The sequence below is a fragment of the Mesorhizobium sophorae genome, from assembly GCF_002270415.1.
Classification (GTDB): domain Bacteria; phylum Pseudomonadota; class Alphaproteobacteria; order Rhizobiales; family Rhizobiaceae; genus Mesorhizobium; species Mesorhizobium sophorae.
This window is the reverse complement of record NZ_NNRI01000008.1, coordinates 557,607-574,103: the sequence shown is the minus strand read 5'-3', so window position 1 is coordinate 574,103 and position 16,497 is coordinate 557,607. Positions and strand designations below refer to the sequence as shown.

17 protein-coding genes and 1 pseudogene are annotated in these 16,497 nt (G+C 64.0%); 8 read left to right on the top strand and 10 right to left on the bottom strand.

The window, feature by feature from the left end:
* Window positions 1-80: 80 nt before the first annotated feature.
* Both CGZ66_RS15025 and ftsE read right to left on the bottom strand, forming a co-directional pair.
* Window positions 81-1,076: a cell division protein FtsX gene (locus CGZ66_RS15025; RefSeq protein WP_095084882.1), complete on the bottom strand. Its 996-nt coding sequence runs from the start codon at window positions 1,074-1,076 to the stop codon at window positions 81-83.
* On the bottom strand, window positions 1,069-1,728 hold the full coding sequence (ftsE, locus tag CGZ66_RS15020) for a cell division ATP-binding protein FtsE (protein ID WP_027023302.1): 660 nt from the start codon (window positions 1,726-1,728) through the stop codon (window positions 1,069-1,071). Before ftsE ends, CGZ66_RS15025 begins: the two co-directional genes overlap by 8 nt.
* A 192-nt stretch (window positions 1,729-1,920) precedes the next feature.
* Between ftsE and CGZ66_RS15015 the strand changes: the two genes are divergently transcribed.
* From CGZ66_RS15015 to CGZ66_RS15005, 3 genes are all read left to right on the top strand, one after another.
* Window positions 1,921-2,565 carry a hypothetical protein gene (locus CGZ66_RS15015; RefSeq protein WP_095084881.1) on the top strand — a complete coding sequence of 215 codons (645 nt, stop codon included), beginning with the start codon at window positions 1,921-1,923 and terminating at the stop codon, window positions 2,563-2,565.
* A 23-nt stretch (window positions 2,566-2,588) separates the two neighbouring features.
* Window positions 2,589-3,131: a hypoxanthine phosphoribosyltransferase gene (gene hpt, locus CGZ66_RS15010; protein ID WP_095084880.1), complete on the top strand. Its 543-nt coding sequence runs from the start codon at window positions 2,589-2,591 to the stop codon at window positions 3,129-3,131.
* A gap of 75 nt (window positions 3,132-3,206) precedes the next feature.
* Window positions 3,207-3,578 (top strand): response regulator, encoded by a 372-nt coding sequence (locus CGZ66_RS15005; protein WP_167392122.1) that lies wholly within the window; start codon window positions 3,207-3,209, stop codon window positions 3,576-3,578.
* Here the strand turns inward: CGZ66_RS15005 and CGZ66_RS15000 are convergent, their stop codons facing one another.
* Window positions 3,579-4,526 (bottom strand): DMT family transporter, encoded by a 948-nt coding sequence (locus CGZ66_RS15000; protein WP_095084878.1) that lies wholly within the window; start codon window positions 4,524-4,526, stop codon window positions 3,579-3,581.
* A 199-nt stretch (window positions 4,527-4,725) separates the two neighbouring features.
* Here CGZ66_RS15000 and CGZ66_RS14995 point away from each other — a divergent pair, with 199 nt between their 5' ends.
* On the top strand, window positions 4,726-5,589 hold the full coding sequence (locus CGZ66_RS14995) for a LysR family transcriptional regulator (protein WP_095085020.1): 864 nt from the start codon (window positions 4,726-4,728) through the stop codon (window positions 5,587-5,589).
* Between the two features lie 57 nt (window positions 5,590-5,646).
* Here CGZ66_RS14995 and CGZ66_RS14990 read toward each other — a convergent pair whose 3' ends face one another.
* The 3 genes from CGZ66_RS14990 to CGZ66_RS14980 all read right to left on the bottom strand — a co-directional run bounded on the left by CGZ66_RS14990 (window position 5,647) and on the right by CGZ66_RS14980 (window position 9,721).
* Window positions 5,647-6,018, bottom strand: coding sequence for a glyoxalase superfamily protein (locus CGZ66_RS14990; RefSeq protein ID WP_095084877.1), 372 nt, complete (start codon window positions 6,016-6,018; stop codon window positions 5,647-5,649).
* Between the two features lie 55 nt (window positions 6,019-6,073).
* Window positions 6,074-8,665 carry a TIGR02302 family protein gene (locus tag CGZ66_RS14985; protein WP_095085019.1) on the bottom strand — a complete coding sequence of 864 codons (2,592 nt, stop codon included), beginning with the start codon at window positions 8,663-8,665 and terminating at the stop codon, window positions 6,074-6,076.
* Window positions 8,666-8,779: 114 nt separating this feature from the next.
* Complete coding sequence (locus tag CGZ66_RS14980) at window positions 8,780-9,721, bottom strand: threonine/serine dehydratase (RefSeq protein WP_095084876.1); 942 nt, start codon at window positions 9,719-9,721, stop codon at window positions 8,780-8,782.
* A 50-nt stretch (window positions 9,722-9,771) separates the two neighbouring features.
* Between CGZ66_RS14980 and CGZ66_RS14975 the strand changes: the two genes are divergently transcribed.
* Window positions 9,772-10,074 carry an ArsR/SmtB family transcription factor gene (locus tag CGZ66_RS14975; RefSeq protein WP_095084875.1) on the top strand — a complete coding sequence of 101 codons (303 nt, stop codon included), beginning with the start codon at window positions 9,772-9,774 and terminating at the stop codon, window positions 10,072-10,074.
* Window positions 10,075-10,108: 34 nt separating this feature from the next.
* Here the strand turns inward: CGZ66_RS14975 and lysA are convergent, their stop codons facing one another.
* The 3 genes from lysA to argH all read right to left on the bottom strand — a co-directional run bounded on the left by lysA (window position 10,109) and on the right by argH (window position 13,146).
* Window positions 10,109-11,377 carry a diaminopimelate decarboxylase gene (gene lysA / locus CGZ66_RS14970; protein WP_095084874.1) on the bottom strand — a complete coding sequence of 423 codons (1,269 nt, stop codon included), beginning with the start codon at window positions 11,375-11,377 and terminating at the stop codon, window positions 10,109-10,111.
* Between the two features lie 68 nt (window positions 11,378-11,445).
* Window positions 11,446-11,652: a lipoprotein gene (locus CGZ66_RS14965; protein WP_095084873.1), complete on the bottom strand. Its 207-nt coding sequence runs from the start codon at window positions 11,650-11,652 to the stop codon at window positions 11,446-11,448.
* A 93-nt stretch (window positions 11,653-11,745) separates the two neighbouring features.
* Window positions 11,746-13,146, bottom strand: a complete 1,401-nt coding sequence (argH, locus tag CGZ66_RS14960) for an argininosuccinate lyase (RefSeq protein WP_095084872.1) — start codon at window positions 13,144-13,146, stop codon at window positions 11,746-11,748.
* Window positions 13,147-13,181: 35 nt separating this feature from the next.
* Between argH and tlpA the strand changes: the two genes are divergently transcribed.
* Complete coding sequence (tlpA, locus tag CGZ66_RS14955; protein ID WP_095084871.1) at window positions 13,182-13,868, top strand: thiol:disulfide interchange protein TlpA; 687 nt, start codon at window positions 13,182-13,184, stop codon at window positions 13,866-13,868.
* On the opposite strand, the pseudogene CGZ66_RS14950 reads toward tlpA, so the two are convergent.
* Window positions 13,865-14,644, bottom strand: a pseudogene (locus CGZ66_RS14950) (EAL domain-containing protein); the annotation flags it as partial. The gene tlpA and the pseudogene CGZ66_RS14950 sit on opposite strands and share 4 nt — an antisense overlap.
* Between CGZ66_RS14950 and CGZ66_RS39880 the strand changes: the two are divergent.
* Complete coding sequence (locus CGZ66_RS39880; RefSeq protein ID WP_167392109.1) at window positions 14,594-14,755, top strand: hypothetical protein; 162 nt, start codon at window positions 14,594-14,596, stop codon at window positions 14,753-14,755. The pseudogene CGZ66_RS14950 and the gene CGZ66_RS39880 sit on opposite strands and share 51 nt — an antisense overlap.
* A gap of 377 nt (window positions 14,756-15,132) precedes the next feature.
* Complete coding sequence (locus tag CGZ66_RS14940) at window positions 15,133-16,485, top strand: extracellular solute-binding protein (protein ID WP_095084870.1); 1,353 nt, start codon at window positions 15,133-15,135, stop codon at window positions 16,483-16,485.
* Window positions 16,486-16,497: the final 12 nt, after the last annotated feature.

Sequence of the window (16,497 nt, the reverse complement as noted above, 5' to 3'; positions counted from 1 at the left end):
CGCCAATTCTCCATCCGTGATCATCCTGTTTCTATCGATGTCATTGTCCCGAACTTGTCCCTGCTTCCAAGCGACGTAAATTAGCCGGCATCCGGCTGGCGGACCTCGATGTCGCTGAGATAGGCGACAACAGTGGCGTGCGAGGTTGCCGCCGTCAGCCCACCGATCACCAGCACCATGAGAACGACCCCGAGATAGCCCGCCGAACCTATGGCGAAATTGCCGAACAGCGCGGTCGCCTGGTCGGCCTGCGGCGTCGCCATGTTGCGCGACGACCACCATGAAAAGACGATGAACACGAGCACAGCCGCGGCTCCGCCGGCGGCGGCACCCTTCATGCCGGTAACCAGGAAATGCCGGCGGAATTCACGCGCGATGAAGCTCGCCTCGGCGCCGACAAAATGCAGAACCTCGATGATGTGGCCATTGCCCGCCATGGCGCCGCGCGTCGCGAACACCACGGTCAGCACGGTCGCCGACAGCATCAGCGCCAGCACGGCGATGCCGATGGTCACCGTGGTGCGGGCCATGGCCACCAGCCGGTCGACCCAGGTGCGGTGATCGTCGAGCGATGCGCTTGGCAATTTCGGCGTGATCGCGGCGCGCATGGCGGCGAAATCAGGCGGGCTGCTCTCGTCGATGGTGACGATGATCAGGCGCGGCACCGGCAGTTCATCGATGTTGAGGCCGGAGCCCAGCCACGGCTCCAGGAGCCTCGCGGTCGCGTCGCGATCGATGATCCGGGTCGACTTCACGCCGGGAAACTCGCTGGCCATCTGGGAGGCCTGGGCAAGGGCGGCCTCCATGTCGAGGCCGTCGACAGGCTTGATCTGGATCGTCGCCTCGCGCGAGATCTGGTTCTCCCAGACCGAGGCGGTGTCACGCACCAGCGTCACCGCGCCGAAGGTCAGGCAGGACAGGAAGGTCATGATGGCAATGACCAGCACCAGTGCCCGGCCAGCGATGTTCTGCGCCGGCACGATCGGCGCCATCCGGCGCTGGGCACGCGGCCTCGCCTCGGCCGCCTCGGCGTCCTGCTCCTGCTGTTCAAGATGTTCGGCGGACAGCTCAGTCATAGATGTCCAGCCTTCCGCCGGCCAGGATCATGCGGCGCGCGTCGACCTGTTCCATCAGGCCAAGGTCATGGGTCGCGATCACCACGGCGGTGCCGAGACGATTGAGCTCGATAAACAGCCGCAGCAGGCGTCGCGCCAGCGGCGGATCGACATTGCCGGTCGGCTCGTCGGCCAGCAGGATCTCCGGCTGCTCGATCAGCGCACGGGCGATCGCCGCACGCTGCTTCTCGCCGCCGGACAGAACTGGCGGCAGCACATGCATGCGCTCGCCCAGCCCGACCCATTTCAACAGCTCGGTGACATCGGTGCGGTAGCTCGCCTCCTCGCGCCCGCGCACGCGCAGCGGCAAGGCCACGTTCTCGTAGGTGGTCATATGGTCGAGCAAGCGAAAGTCCTGGAACACCACACCGATACGACGCCTCAGATGCGGCAGTTCGGCGCGCGAGATGCGCGAGCGGTCCTTGCCGAAAATGGTGATCAGCCCGCGCGTCGGCTTCAACGACATGAACAGCAGGCGCAGCAACGTCGTCTTGCCGGCACCCGAAGGCCCGCTCAGGAACTGGAAGGAGCGCTCCGGAATGTGCAGGGAGATGTCACGGAGGATTTCCGGACCCATGCCATAGCGGAGGCCGACATTTTCGAAGCGAATCAATTTCGGCGACCTGAAATTCGCGGCGGCAGCGAGCCAGCCTGTTCTGGGTAATGACCATCGGCCGGCATGGTTAACCGGCGGTTAATTCTTGGGCTTTTTCGGCGCTTCACGAGGGCTCCGGTGGGGAAGCGTTAACCATTTGTGTTTACGCAAAAGAAACGAAAAGCGAACACGTGCTGCAATGCTGGGGCCATGATGGCTGACGATAGAACCGCGCGCCCGGTTTCCGGCGAAATCATGACCGATCCGGCGGCAATTGCCGCAACGGACCGGTTCATGCGCGCACCAGCGGCTGACATCGTCGATGCCGACTATGTCGTGATGCCGCGCCTTGTCCCCGCCGCGGAAAGCATTTCGCCGCTGCCACGCGCGATCGTCACGCCGCCCATCGAGGGCATGGACATGCTGCGCAAGCCCGAGGCCCCGGCGGAGCGGCCACCGGCTTCACGCGGCGGGCCGATCTTCTGGATCGCCGGCATTGGTGCCGCGTTCGCCGCTTTCTGGGTCTCCGGAGGGCATGCGCTGGTGCGCCAGGCGCCGTTCCTGTCCAGTGCGCAGGCGTCGGCGCTGAGCATTTCAGGCGTCACGTCACGCGTCGACGCCTCCGGGCCGAACCCCGTGCTGTTCGTCGATGGCGAGGCCGCCAATGACGGCGCGAAACCGGCGCCGCTGCCGCCGCTCGAAATCCGGGTGACCGGCAATGACGGGCGCACGACCCGCTATTCGTTGGGGACATCCGGTCGTTCGCTGGCGTCGGGCGAAAGATTCGGCTTTGCCAGCCGGCTCGACGTGCCTAAGAACGGCGTAAGAACCGTTTTGGTCACTTTCGCCCAATAGGCGATCACCGAGGAAGACCACCAATGCCAAACGTACGCGGCAAGGACATCGAGGTCCTGTTTTCGGCATCGGCGATCGCACGGCGCAATCTTGAACTCGCCAAGGAGATCGCCGGCCACGATTATCACGATCTGCTGGTGATTTCGGTGCTGAAGGGCTCGTTCATCTTCGCCGCCGACCTGATCCGCGCCATGCATGATGTCGGGCTGTCGCCGGAGGTCGAATTCATCTTCATTTCCAGCTACGGCGCCGGCACCACAAGCGGCGAGGTGAGGGTGCTGCGCGATATCGACAATGAGGTGGCCGGCCGTGACGTGCTGTTGATCGACGACATTCTCGAATCGGGCAAGACGCTGAGCTTCACCCGCGACCTGATGCTGTCGCGCGGCGCCAAGAGCTGCGCCATCGCCGTGCTGCTCGACAAGCGCATGCGCCGCCAGACCTCACTCAAGGCCGACTATGTCGGCTTCGACTGTCCCGACTATTTCGTCGTCGGCTACGGCATGGACGTTGCGCATGCCTTTCGCGAATTGCCGTTTGTCGGTGTCGTCAAAGGCGACGTGTAAGCGACGTTCAAAAAGGCTTGTTGGTCTCCTGCGCCTTCAGAAAAAGTCAACTTTTCGCAGCCAAACATGGCCGCCATGGCAAAGCTTCTGATCGTTGAGGACGATGAGTCCGTCCGCACCCTGGCCGCCCGCGCGCTTGAACGCGCCGGACACACAATCGATATCGCCGCGGACGGCGCGCAAGGCCTCTCGCTGATCCAAGCCGCAAATGGCGGCTATGATCTCGTCGTCTCCGACATCCGCATGCCGGAGATGGACGGCATCGAGATGGCGATTGCGGCGGCAGCGCTCTTCCCGTCGATGAAGATCATGCTGATGACGGGCTATGCCGACCAGCGCGAACGCGCCGAGGAGTTGAACGGCGTGATCCTCGATGTCGTGCAGAAGCCGTTTACGCTGGCCGAAATCCGCTCCCGCGTGGAACGGGCGCTGATCTGCTTCGCCTGATCAGGCTGGATCGACTGCAGCGAGCACGGGCGGAGCGCTCTTGCGGCGTTCGAAGTTGAGCGCCAGCAGGCCGGCGCCGATGATGAGCGCCGCACCGATCACGGTCGTCGACCGTGGCACCTCGGCGAAGAACAGGAAACCCCATAGCGGCGACCACAGGATGCCGGTGTATTCGAAGGTGGCAACGCGATTGGCCGGCGCCATCCGGTAGGCTTGCGACAGCAGGATCATGCCGGCGGAGGCGACGAAACCGCAGGCCGCCATCTTGAGAAAATCAGGCAGTGTCGGCGAGAGCCAGGGCCGCACCAGGAATTCGAGGCTCGGGTGGACGGCGTGGGTGATGCCGGCCAGGTGAAACGTACCGGCAACCACGGCCGCGCCGACCAGATAGGCGCCGTTCTGGTAGAAGGCCATGACGGTGGACGATTCGGTATCGCCGATCTTGCGGGCCATCAACTGCGAAAAGCCGTAGAGCGCCGCCGAGCCCAGCGACAGCAGCGCCGCCCAGTCGAACAGACCGGCGCCCGGGCGCAGCATCACGAGGACGCCGAACAGCCCGATCAGCACGGTCGCCAGCGTCTGCCAGGAGACGCGCTCGCCAAGATAAGGCCCGGCCAGCACCATGATGAACAGCGGCGCCATGAAATAGAGCGCCACGGCGTCGGCCAGCGGCAAGGCGGCGATAGCCAGATAGTACACCGTATAGGAGGTGAACTGGATGAAGGCGCGCATCGTCAGCATGCCGAATCGCCTCGACAGGATCGCCGGCAAGCCGACATCGACATGGACGAGAACAATCAGGATCGGCAAGGCGACGATCGAGCGGATCGCCATCACCTCGGTCACCGGATAGCCGCTCGACACGGCTTTGACGAGCGGGTCCTGCAGCGAGAATACCAGCACGCCAAGGCACAGGCTCAGGATGCCAAGGACCATCCGGTTCTGCATGTGCCTTCGGGGCTCCCTGCAAGCGAAAAAGAACCCGCCACCGTTTCGGGCAGCGGGCATGAGTGAGGACTCTTCGAATTGGTCCGCGGCCGATTTCGCAGCCGCATATCCAATGGGTGAGGCGACTATGGTTCGGCGTTTGACATGTTGCAAACGAATTGGAATGATATCAGTGATCAAAATTCCTTATGGCGGATTCATGCGACCGACCCTCGACAGCGACCTTCTGCGCACCTTCGTGGCTATTGCCGAAGCCGGCAATTTCACCAGGGCGGCGGAGCAGGCCGGCCGTACCCAGTCGGCGGTGTCGATGCAGATGAAGAAGCTCGAGGACCTGATCGGCGACACCCTGTTCGAGCGCGGTTCACGCGGTGTCGTGTTGACGCGGCGCGGCGGCGAACTCATCGTCAACGCTCGCCGGATCGTTTCGCTGCTCGACGAGACGGCGGCGTCGATGGCGGCGGCGCCGCTTGGCGGGCCGGTCCGCATCGGCATTCCGGAGGAGTATGGCCACGCGATCCTATCGCGCGCGCTCGGCGCCTTTTCGAAGCGCCACACCCAGGTCGAGGTCACCGTGCGCTATGCGCATTCGGGGGCGCAGGTGGCGGCGCTCGCCGCCGGCGAACTCGATCTGTGCGTGGTTTTCGAATGGCAGGATCCTGCCGGCGGCGAAGTGCTGATGCACGATCCGACCGTATGGGTGACATCGACCCTGCATCACATGCATGAGGAGCGGCCGGTGCCGATCGCGCTCTACAACCGGGCCGGCTGGTGCAAGGATTTTGCCGTCAAATCACTGGAGCAGCGCGGTCTTGCCTATCGCGTCGCCTATACGAGCGACACCACTGGCGGTCTAAAGCTCGCCGTCACCTCCGGGCTGGCGATCGCGCCGATCTCGCGCAGCAACATTCCGGCCGGCTGCCGCGAACTGACGTCGGCGGACGGGTTCGGCGACATCGATTCCTCGAATGTGGTGATGCACCGCAACCCGAATGCCTCGGGTGAGGCGATCGACGGCATGCAGGAGGCAATCCGCGAAGCGTTCGTCAACAGGCAGATCTAGTGCCTGTCGTCCAAGCTGTGCAGCAGTCTTGGATAACGACATGCACAAAACAAAGACTCAAGCGGCCGCTTCCTCGTGGAAATGCAGCCGGTTGCCGAACGGATCGGCGACCGATATTTCGCGGGATTTCCACGGCGTCTCCTCCAGACCCGGCCTGGCGAAGCGGTAATTCTTGCCGATCAGCTCGCGATGAAGTGCCGCGATGTCCTCGACCTTGATGCGCACGGCAATGCCTGGCGCGCCGTCGCCGTGATGTTCGCTCAGATGCAGCACGCAGCCGTCGCGGCCGACCGCCATGTAGAGCGGCGCGTTGTCGTCGAAGCGATGCTCCCATTGCACCTCGAAACCAAGGAAGCCGACATAGAACTCACGTGCCTTGGCAATGTCGAAGATGCGCAGGATGGGCGTGACGGCGCCAAGTTTCGGCATGGTGTTGCAACCGTTCGAGTGTCTTCGGGTGAGGTTGGAAGCGGGGCGGCGATCCCTATTTCAGCTCGAGCAGCCGTTCCAGATAGCTGCGTTCGATGTCGGGGCTGAGCGCATTGCCGAGCCGCTTGCGGATCGCTTCCAGAATCTGGCGGGCGCGCTGCACGTCGATCTCGTCGGGCACTTTCACCGAATCGCCGAAATCAGGGCCCTGGCTGGCGCGTGGCCGGCCCAGCGGGTCACGGTCGGCGTTCTGCTGGCGGCCACCTTCCTCGCTGCCGCCCTGATCGCCCTGCATGGCCTGCATCTGCTTCATCATGTCCTTGGCGCCCTTGCGCAGCGCTTCCAGCGCCCGGCCCTGGTGGCCGACCGCCTGGTCGCCGTCGCCTTCGCCGAGCGCCTGTTCGGCATTGCCCATGGATTTGCCGGCCTCGCCAAATCCCTCATTGGGCTCCATGCCCATGCCCTCCAGCCCCTTCTTCAGCTGCTCGAGGTCGCTTTTCAGCTGGCCCTGGCCCTGCTGCAGCTGCTTCAGCGCATCGGCGAATTCCTGCGGTGTCATCGGCTTCTGCTGGCCATCCTCGCCGGGCTTGCCGTTTTCGCCCGATTGACCTTGCTCACCGTCCTGGCCGAGCTGCTCTTCGCGGTTCTGTCCGCGTTGGCGCTCGCCGCGCTGCATCTGGTCCATGCGGAAGGTGTCGTTCATCATCTCCTGCTGGCGCCGCAGGATTTCGCCGAGCTTGTCCATCTGCTGGCGCATCTCGCTGTCCTGCTGGCCGCCTTGCTGCTGACGGCCGGCCTGGAGATTGTTCATCATATCCTGCAGTTGCGACAGCAATTGCTGCGCCTTGTCGCGATCGCCCGACTTCGCCAGGTTCTCGATCTGGTCCATCATGCGGTCGATATCGCTCTGGCGCAGTTCCTGGCCGTTCTGCTGCATCTGCGGCGCGTTGGGATTCTGCTTGGCGCGTTCGGCGAATTCCTGCAGGAACTGGTTCATCGCCTCGCGCAGTTCCTTCATCGCCTTTTCGATTTCCGCGTCGCTGGCGCCGTTCTTGATGGCGTCCTGCAGCGCCTGCTGCGCCTGGCGCAGCCGCTTTTCGGCGGCCGAGAGATTGCCTTCCTCGATGCCGAGCGCGATTTCCCAGAGATAGGACACCTCGCTGCGCAGCTGGTCGTCATTGACGGCCATCTTCAGCCGGCTGCGGGCGCTCATGATGGCGAGGTAGTGGGACATGTTGTCGAACGTGTCCTCGGGCCGTAGCGTGATTGCGTCCATCAGGTCGAGCACGCGCGGCTTGGCGTTGGCGTCGAGCGCCAGCAGGCGGCGCTGCTCGAGCACCGCGCGCGCCAGCGGGTTGGCGAAAGGCCGCTGCGGCATAACCAGCGTCTTGGTCTCGCTCGACGCGGTGTGCCCGGCATCGTCGGTGGCGACCAGCGTCAGCTTGATGCTGCTACCGGCCCAGACATGCTCGGTCAGGTCCTTCGTCGTCCGGGCGGCATTCGACTTGCCGCCGCGACGCGGCAGCGACAGCGGCATTTCAGGCGGACCATAGAGCGGATGTGCATTGGGCGCCTGCGGATCGGCGAGCGCGAAAACCGCCTTGGCATTGGCGGCGCCATAGTCGTCGTCGATCTGGTAGTTGAGCTCGAAGGCGCCGTTGGCGGCGCGCTTCGGTTCGCCGACGAAACGGATCTGCGGCGGCTTGTCCGGCATGACCGCGAAGGCCCAGCGGCCGAGCTGATCCTCGCCTGACGTCAGCGTCAGTGTGCCGTCGCCGGTCAGCTTGCCGGTGAACTGGCGCACCTTGGATGGCGTCGCCGGGCTTGCCGCCGGTTTGGCCGTGGCGGCGGCCTGTGGGCCGGCCGGGTCGATGGCGCGGGAATTGCCATTCTTGTCGGCATAGGCGAGCGTTTCCTCGCCCGAGCCGCCGGTAACGCGCAGCGAGACGTCGCTGCCTTCGGGGATGATGAAGGTCGGCGTTGCCTGGTTGACGTCGGCGGTCAGGAAGATCGGCGGCTTGCCGGTATAGGCCGGCGGCGTCACCCAGGCGTCGATGCGCGGTGGTATGGCATCGTGGACGCCATGGGCACTGAACCCGTCGACAATCCTGCCGCCGCTCGGTCCGAAGGAGAAGGCAAAGGCGGTCACCAGCAAAAGTGCGGCCACCGCGCGCAGACCCCAGCGGTCGCGCTCCGGCACGCGGGTGCGCGGCAGGTCGGCGCCAAGGCTGTCGAGCTTTCCGGCCATGCGCTTCTGGTGTTCGCGCCACAGTGCCTGCGAGAAGCTGCTTTCTCGGCCGGTCGGCCGATCGGTCTGCACCAGCACCGGGCTGTGCAGCAATTGATTGGCCGCTTCGATCCTGCGGTCGATTTCGGCGGCGCCCGGCAAGCGGAAGAAACGCAGCGGATAGAGTGCCGCAAGTGCTGCCACACCGAATGCGGCGAGCAGGCCGATGCGCGCCACGTCCGGCAGGCGCGAGAAGATGCCGAGCCAGGAGACGCTGAGGAACAGGCTGGCGACGATGACGAGCGGAAGCAGCAACGGCCAGCCACGCTCGACCATCATCGAAACCCGCGTCGCCAGCCGGCTCAAGGCAAGGCGCCGGGCCAGGCCGCGATGGCTGCTGAAGGTGGGTCGTTGCGTCATCGGCCCTTCCATGGGCGGGCAGGATAGCCCGATCCTCACGACTCGAAGAATACCAGCAAACACGGCAAAGGCGAGGCAGTTTGAGAAAACGTGAAGCTGCCGGACCGGTTGCTGTCAGAACGTGGCGGGGTTGGCGTTGGCACCGCAGACCAGTATGGCGACCCTTTCGCCGGGCGCAGGCTCATACCGTCCGGACAGCACGGCAGCGAAGGCGGCGGCACCGCCCGGCTCGGAAATGATGCGCACCCGGTTCCACAGCGCCTTCTGGGCAGCGATGATGTCGTCGTCGCTGACCAGGATCGAACGCTCGACAAAGGCCTCGGCGATCGGGAACATCATTTCGCCGACGCGCTTGGGCGCCAGCGAATCGGCGGCGATGCCCTCGGCCGGCGCGTCGACGGGCCGGCCGGCCTCGAAGGCGCGGTAAAGCGTTGGCGCCCCTTCCGGCTCGATGGCGATGATGCGGATGCGGCCGGCGAACCAGGCGGCGATGCCGCCAATCAGGCCGCCGCCGCCGACGGCGACCAGCAACGTGTCGATCTCAGGCAAGTCGCTCTCGATTTCCAGCCCGAGCGTGCCTTGGCCGACCAGCGTCTCCTCCTGGTTGAAGGCATGGATCTGCAAGGCGCCGGTTTCCTCGGCGAAGCGTTCGCTGGCGGCCAGCGCCTCGGCGTAGCGGGCGCCGCCGACGATCAGCTCGGCGCCGTAGGAGCGGATCCGCTCCAGCTTGGCCGGCGGGCTCACCTCGGGAACGAAGATGGTCGCCTTGTGGCCAAGCCGCATGGCGGCGTAGGCGACCGCGGCGCCATGATTGCCGCCCGACGCGGCGACAACGCCGGCCTTGGGAACCGTTCTCTCCAGGAGGTTGGTGAAGGCGCCGCGCGCCTTGAACGAGCCGGAATGCTGCAGGCATTCGAGCTTCAGGTCGACGGTCAGCGGCGGGCGGTCGAAGTCGGCCATGTCGACGCGCAGCACCGGCGTGTGGCGCACGTACGGCCGAATGCGCGGTTCCATCGCGGCAATGCGTTCGCGTGTGACGGTGTTGCCGTTGCTCATGGACGTCTCCTTGGGATTGACAGTAATTAGTAACTTGGCAAAATAGCTAAATGCAAGAGGTTGATGTCTTCAAGGCGATCGCCAACGAACGCAGGCTGCAGATTCTCGACTGGCTGAAGGATCCGCGCGCGCATTTCCCACGCCAAGCCGACGGCGATCTGGTCGAGGACGGTGTCTGCGCGCTGCTGATCGCCGAGAAGCTCGGCATCACGCAGGCGACGCTCAGCGAACACATGCGCGTGCTCACCCAGGCCGGCCTGCTGCGGGCCAAGCGCATCAAGCAATGGACGTTCTACCGCCGCGACGAGGACAGGATCGCCGACACAAGGGCACTCATCCAGAACCGGCTGTAGTGCCGCCGGCGCAGCATTTCGGACGGGGCAGCGTCTACCTTAGCCAGTCGGGTACCGAATCCAGCCCGATCAGGTCGTCATAGGTCAGGCGCGGGCGCACGATGTGGAAACGGTCGCCGTCGACCAGCACCTCGGGCACCAGCAGGCGGGTGTTGTAGGTGCCGGCCTGGACCGCGCCATAGGCGCCGGCGGTGGAAACGGCAATCAGGTCGCCAGCCTTCAGCCTGGGCAGGTCACGGTCGAGGCCGAGATAATCGCCGGTTTCGCAGACCGGGCCGACGACATCGACCATCATGCGCGGCGTGTCGGCCGGCGGCTGCACCACCGGCCTTATGTCGTGGAAGGCATCGTAGAGCGTCGGCCGGATCAGGTCGTTCATGGCGGCGTCGACGACCAGGAAATTCTTGGCGTCGCCTTCCTTCACGAAGATCACTTCCGAGACGAGGATGCCGGCATTGCCGACGATCAGCCGGCCGGGTTCGAACATCACCTTGAGCCCGAGCTTGGTGACATGCTTCCTAACGATCTGGGCATAGGCGTCGGGCAAGGGCGGCGGGTTGTTGTCGATGCGGTAGGGGATGCCGAGGCCGCCGCCGAGATCGATATGCTCGATGGCATGGCCGTCGGCGCGCAGCGCGCCGACAAGATCGACAAGCAGGGCGAAGGCGTCGTCGAAGGGCTGCAGCTCGGTGATCTGGCTGCCGATATGGGTGTCGATGCCGGTGATCTTGAGGCCCGGCAGCTGTGCGGCACGGGCATAGACCTGACGCGCCCGTTGCCACGGGATGCCGAACTTGTTCTCGGCCTTGCCGGTGGAGATCTTCTTGTGGGTCTTGGCGTCGACATCCGGATTGATGCGCAGCGAGATCGGCGCCACCTTGCCAAGGGCGGCGGCACGGGCCGACAGCAGCTCGAGTTCAGGCTCGGATTCAACATTGAAACAAAGGATGCCGGCGGAGAGGGCAAAGTCCATTTCGCGTGCGGTCTTGCCGACGCCTGAAAACAGGATCTTGCTTGCCGGGATGCCGGCCGCCAACGCCCGCCGCAATTCGCCTTCCGACACCACGTCGGCGCCGGCCCCGAGCCTTGCCAGCGTCCGCAGCACCGCCTGGTTGGAATTAGCCTTCATGGCATAGCAGACCAGCGCGTCGAGTCCGGTAAAGGCCTGGGCAAACACCCGGTAGTGCCTGGTCAAGGTGGCCGTCGAATAGCAATAGAATGGGGTGCCGACCTGTGCGGCGATATCGGGGATCGCCACGTCCTCGGCATGCAGCACGCCGTCGCGGTAGTCGAAATGGTTCACGAGAGTGGTTCCGGAAGTTGGAGCACGATGAGACCGGGTCTTAAACGACCAACCCGGGTGTCATCGGCCTAGATCAGCGGGTCGAGGAAGAACTTCTTGTCCTTGACCGGTTTTTCCGGCTCGGGCGGCACGGGCTGGTGGGCCTTTGAGGCATCCTTGCGCGCCTGGACGGCTGCTTCGTAGGGCGTGTCGAGACCGCCCCTCCTGCCGCAGGCCGAGACGGCCGCAATCGCCACCAGCAGCGTCAGCGTCACCAAAATCCTGCTTCCGGTCATCGATCCATCCGTCCGAAACTTTTTCCAGCCGCCGCTTTTAGCCGAGTTCTCAGAGCATTGCACCCCGGATATTGCTGGTCGCAGTATCCGGGATCATGCCTTGGCGATGCGCTTTTTCCAGCCGCGGATCTGCCTTCTAACTTCCGACGGCGCGGTGCCGCCGAAACTGGTGCGGCTCTTCACCGAGTTCTGCACCGCCAGCACCGAAAAAATATCCGCCGTGATGCCGGGATTGATCGACTGCAGGTCTTCCAGCGAAAGCTTCTCCAGCCCCACTTTCTTGTCTTCGGCCAGCGCCACCGCCCGGCCGGTGACATGATGCGCCTCGCGGAACGGCAAGCCGAGCGTGCGCACCAGCCAGTCGGCAAGATCGGTGGCGGTCGCGTAGCCCGAGCCGGCGGCCTTTTTCATCGCCGCTGCGTTGATTGTCATGTCCGAGACCATGCCGGTCATCGCCGCCAGCATCAGGTCGAGCGTCTCGGCGGCATCGAATACCGATTCCTTGTCTTCCTGCATGTCCTTGCCATAGGTCAGCGGCATGCCCTTCATCACCGTCAGCAGGCCGACCAGATGGCCGGTGACGCGGCCGGTCTTGCCGCGCACCAATTCAGCGGCGTCGGGGTTCTTCTTCTGCGGCATGATCGACGAGCCGGTGGAAAAGCTGTCCGACAGCCTGACGAAGCCGAATTGCGGCGTCGACCAGATGATGATCTCTTCGGCGAGCCGCGACAAATGCGTGGCGCAGATCGCCGCCAGGGCGAGGAACTCCAGCGCGAAATCGCGATCCGAAACGCTGTCCAGCGAATTGCGCATCGGCTCGCGGAAGCCGAGTGCCTTGGCGGTTTTGTGGCGGTCGATCGGGAAACTGGTGCCGGCAAGGGCCGCGGCACCGAGCGGGCTTTCATCCATCCGTTCGATCGCGTCGCGAACGCGCGACAGGTCACGCGCAAACATCTCGACATAGGCCATGCAGTGATGGCCGAAGGTCACCGGCTGCGCCGCCTGCATATGGGTGAAGCCTGGCATTACCGTCGCCGCATGCTCCTCGGCCCGTGCCAGAAGCGCCTCGATCAGCCCTTTCAACGCCCCGGCGACGCGCAGGCACTCGTCCTTGACCCACAGCCTCAGGTCGACCGCAACCTGGTCATTGCGCGAGCGGGCGGTGTGCAGGCGGCCGGCCGCCGGTCCGATCAGGTCGGCGAGGCGAGCCTCGACATTCATGTGGATGTCTTCAAGCCGGGTCGAGAACTCGAATGTGCCGGCCTCGATCTCTTTCAGAATCGTGTTCAGCCCGTGAGCGATTTTTTCTTGATCAGCCGCCGAAATAATGCCCGTTTGAGCCAGCATCTCGCTATGGGCGATCGAGCCTCGGATGTCTTGCGCATAGAGCTTGCGGTCGAACGAGATCGACGCGTTGATCGCTTCCATGATCGCGGCCGGACCCGAGGCAAAACGTCCGCCCCACATCTGGTTGCTGGTCTTCTTGTCGCTCATGGCTATAACCCGTGCTTCGGAGCAGTTTTGAGAAAATGGCAGACGGTAATAGATTCTTCCCGGCCCCGCGCCTGATCCTCGCCGCGTTGGTGGCGGGCGCGCTGGCCGGCGCGGTCGCGGTATATGTCAGCGAGAGCCGGTCTGGCAACAACGCCGAGCACCAGGTGGCTGTCGGCGACAGCAAGGACGATGTCGCCTGCGCCGCCAAGGGCGAGCGCGCCAAGAAGGTGGCGGCAGCGGCCACCGGCGAGGTCGCGGCATTGTTGCCGGCCGATCCGCCGCAATCGTTGAAGAGCCTTGCCTTCAATGGACCGGACGGCAAGCCGATGACGCTCGCCGACCATGCCGGCAAGACGGTGCTGCTCAATCTGTGGGCGACATGGTGCGCGCCGTGCCGTGCCGAAATGCCGGCTCTCGATGCGCTGCAGAAGGAAAAGGGCAGCGACGCCTTTCAGGTGGTCGCCGTCAATGTCGATGCCGGCGACGATGTTAAGCCGAAGAAGTTCCTCAGTGAGACAGGCGTCAAGACGCTCGGCTACTACCGGGATTCGACGATGGCTGTGTTCAACGACCTCAAGACGCGCGGCCTGGCACTCGGCCTTCCCGCCACCATGCTGATCGATGGCGAAGGTTGCCTGATCGCCCATATGAACGGCCCTGCCGAATGGTCGGGGCCGGACGCAAAGCGGCTGGTCGAGGCCGCGCTCCAGCCCGAAAGCTAGGCTCTGTCCACACTCAGTGCAGGCGCGGGTGCGAAGGCCAGGACGCTTCTGTTGCGCTGGCCGGCCGTGTCGTTGCTGACGCGGGGTGCGTCGACACCGGTCAGTTCGCCGAACTCCTCGATGAGGCCAGGCCTGCCGATATAGTAACCCTGGCCGATCTCGCAGGCTTCGGCATCCAGGAATTTCAGCTCGCCGAGCGTCTCGACACCCTCCGCCAGGACCGGCAGGCCGAGGCCGCGCCCGAGCCCCAGTACGGCGCGCACGATTGCCGCGACCTGGCCGTTCTTGTCGACGGATTTGATGAAGGAGCCGTCGATCTTGATCTTGTCGAAGGGAAAGGCGCGAAGGTTGGAGAGCGAGGAATAGCCGGTTCCGAAATCGTCCATGGCCACCCGCACGCCCAGCGCCTTGACCTGCCGCAAGGTCGCCAGTGCGCGCGGCATGTCTTTCACAAGCGCCGTCTCGGTGATCTCAAGTTCCAGCTTGCCGGGCGCAAGACCGGAATTCAGCAGTGTCTCGTGGACCTTGCGGCTGAAATTCGGATTGTGAAGCTGCACCGCCGATACGTTGACGGCAACCGTCAGCGGATTTTCCCAGCGGGCGGCTTCCTCGCAGGCCGCCGTCAGCACCCATTCGCCAATCTGGCCAATGGCTCCACTGTCTTCGGCGATCGGGATGAATATGGTCGGGGGCACGTCGCCGCGCGTCGGATGCCGGAGCGCACCATGCCTTCGTCGACCTCGGACAGCAGCAAGACGTCGGGAGACTGGCCGATAAGCGTGGCCGCGACGGCATCGCCGTGGCGGAGCCGCTCGACGTTCCAGGCCACCACGGTGAGCGTGTCGCCGGCGCTTTCGCGTGTGGCCCTGCCGCCGATCTCGATCTGACCCAGTGCGGGAATGGCGGCAGCGAGGCGCAGATGGGTGGCGCTATCACGCGGCCGTCGCGCATGGCCTCGCGGTCGGCGATCGGCACATGTGTCAGCTGCGAGACAAGCATTTCGTCTATCCATTTTTCATTTCGTCTATCCATTTTTAGCCGGTTAACGACCTGGGCCTTTACGCCAGTTTTCGACGCCCTAGGTACCTAAGGCGCCGATATGACGTTTTCATTTTCATGCCGGCGCAAGCCGTCGAGGGAGGAGAGATTGGCTGTCCACAGGCCTGAAAAGGCACAGCAGAACTGTCACATACTTTCTCTATGAGACGGCCCGGGACCTGCGCAACGATCCTTGAAACGAGCCACTCAACAGGGAATGAGATTCATGTCGATGATCAAAAATGGCCTGGCGGCTCTTGCCGCCGGTGCAATCAGCGTTTCCATGGCGCTGCCAGCGGCCGCTGCGCCCACCAAGTTCGATTTCTGGTTCGGCCTTTCGGGCGACCTCGCACGTGTCGTCGACACGCTGTGCAAGAACTTCAACGCCTCGCAGTCCGACTATGAAGTCGTCTGCACCAGCCAGGGCAACTACGACGCCACGCTGCAGAACACCATCGCCGCCTTCCGCGCCGGCAAACAGCCCGCCGTCGTCCAGGTCTATGATGTCGGTACCGCTACGATGATGCTTTCGGGCGCCTACAAGCCGGCCGACAAGCTGATGGAAGAAAACGGCTACAAGATCGACTACGCCGATTATTTCCCCGGTATCGCGCGCTACTACGCGACGTCGAAGGGCGAGATGCTGTCGTTCCCGTTCAATTCCTCGACGGCGCTGCTGTACTGGAACAAGGACGCCTTCGCCAAGATCGGCAAGACCGAAGCGCCGAAGACCTGGGAAGATGTCGGCGCCGACCTGCAGGCCATGAAGGAAGCCGGCTACGAATGCCCGATGGCGATCAACATCTCGGCCAATGAAAGCTGGCAGCTGATGGAGCAGTTCTCGGCCATCCACAACCAGCCGATCGCCACCAAGAACAACGGCTATGACGGCCTCGACGCGCGCCTGGAAGTCAACAAGACCAAGTTCGTCCAGTACGTCACCGACCTCAAGAAGTGGTATGACGCCGGCCTGATCAAGATCAAGTCGAAGGACCTTGGCCAGGACATGGTCCAGGCTTTCGCTTCGGGCACCTGCCAGGTCATCATGACCTCGGTCGGCGACCACGGCACCGTCGGCAAGACCCAGAAGGAAGGCATGAACTGGGATGTCGCCGAACTGCCGGCCTACGCCGGTACCGAGCGCAAGAATTCGCTGGTCGGCGGCGCCTCGCTGTGGGTGCTCTCGGGCAAGTCGGATGCGGAATACAAGGGCGCGGCCGCGTTCCTCAATTTCATCCACGATCCCAAGACCGCACTGTTCTGGTCGACCAACACCGGCTACATCCCGGTGACCAAGTCGGGCTTCGACTACATGAAGTCCAGTGGCTTCTACGACAAGGCGCCCTTCAAGGGCCGTGAAACCGCGATCGCCAGCCTGACCGCGTCCGAACCGACCGAAATCACCCGTGGTATCCGGTTGGGCAATTTCACCCAGATCCGCGCCGAGTTCGGCACGCAGATGCAGGCGATCTTCGCCAACAAGGTCAGCGTCCAGGAAGGCCTCGACACGCTGGTCAAGAATGGCGATGCCATCCTCGACCGCTTCCAGCAGACCTATCCGGGCAAGACCCTGCCCTGATCTCGGATCGAC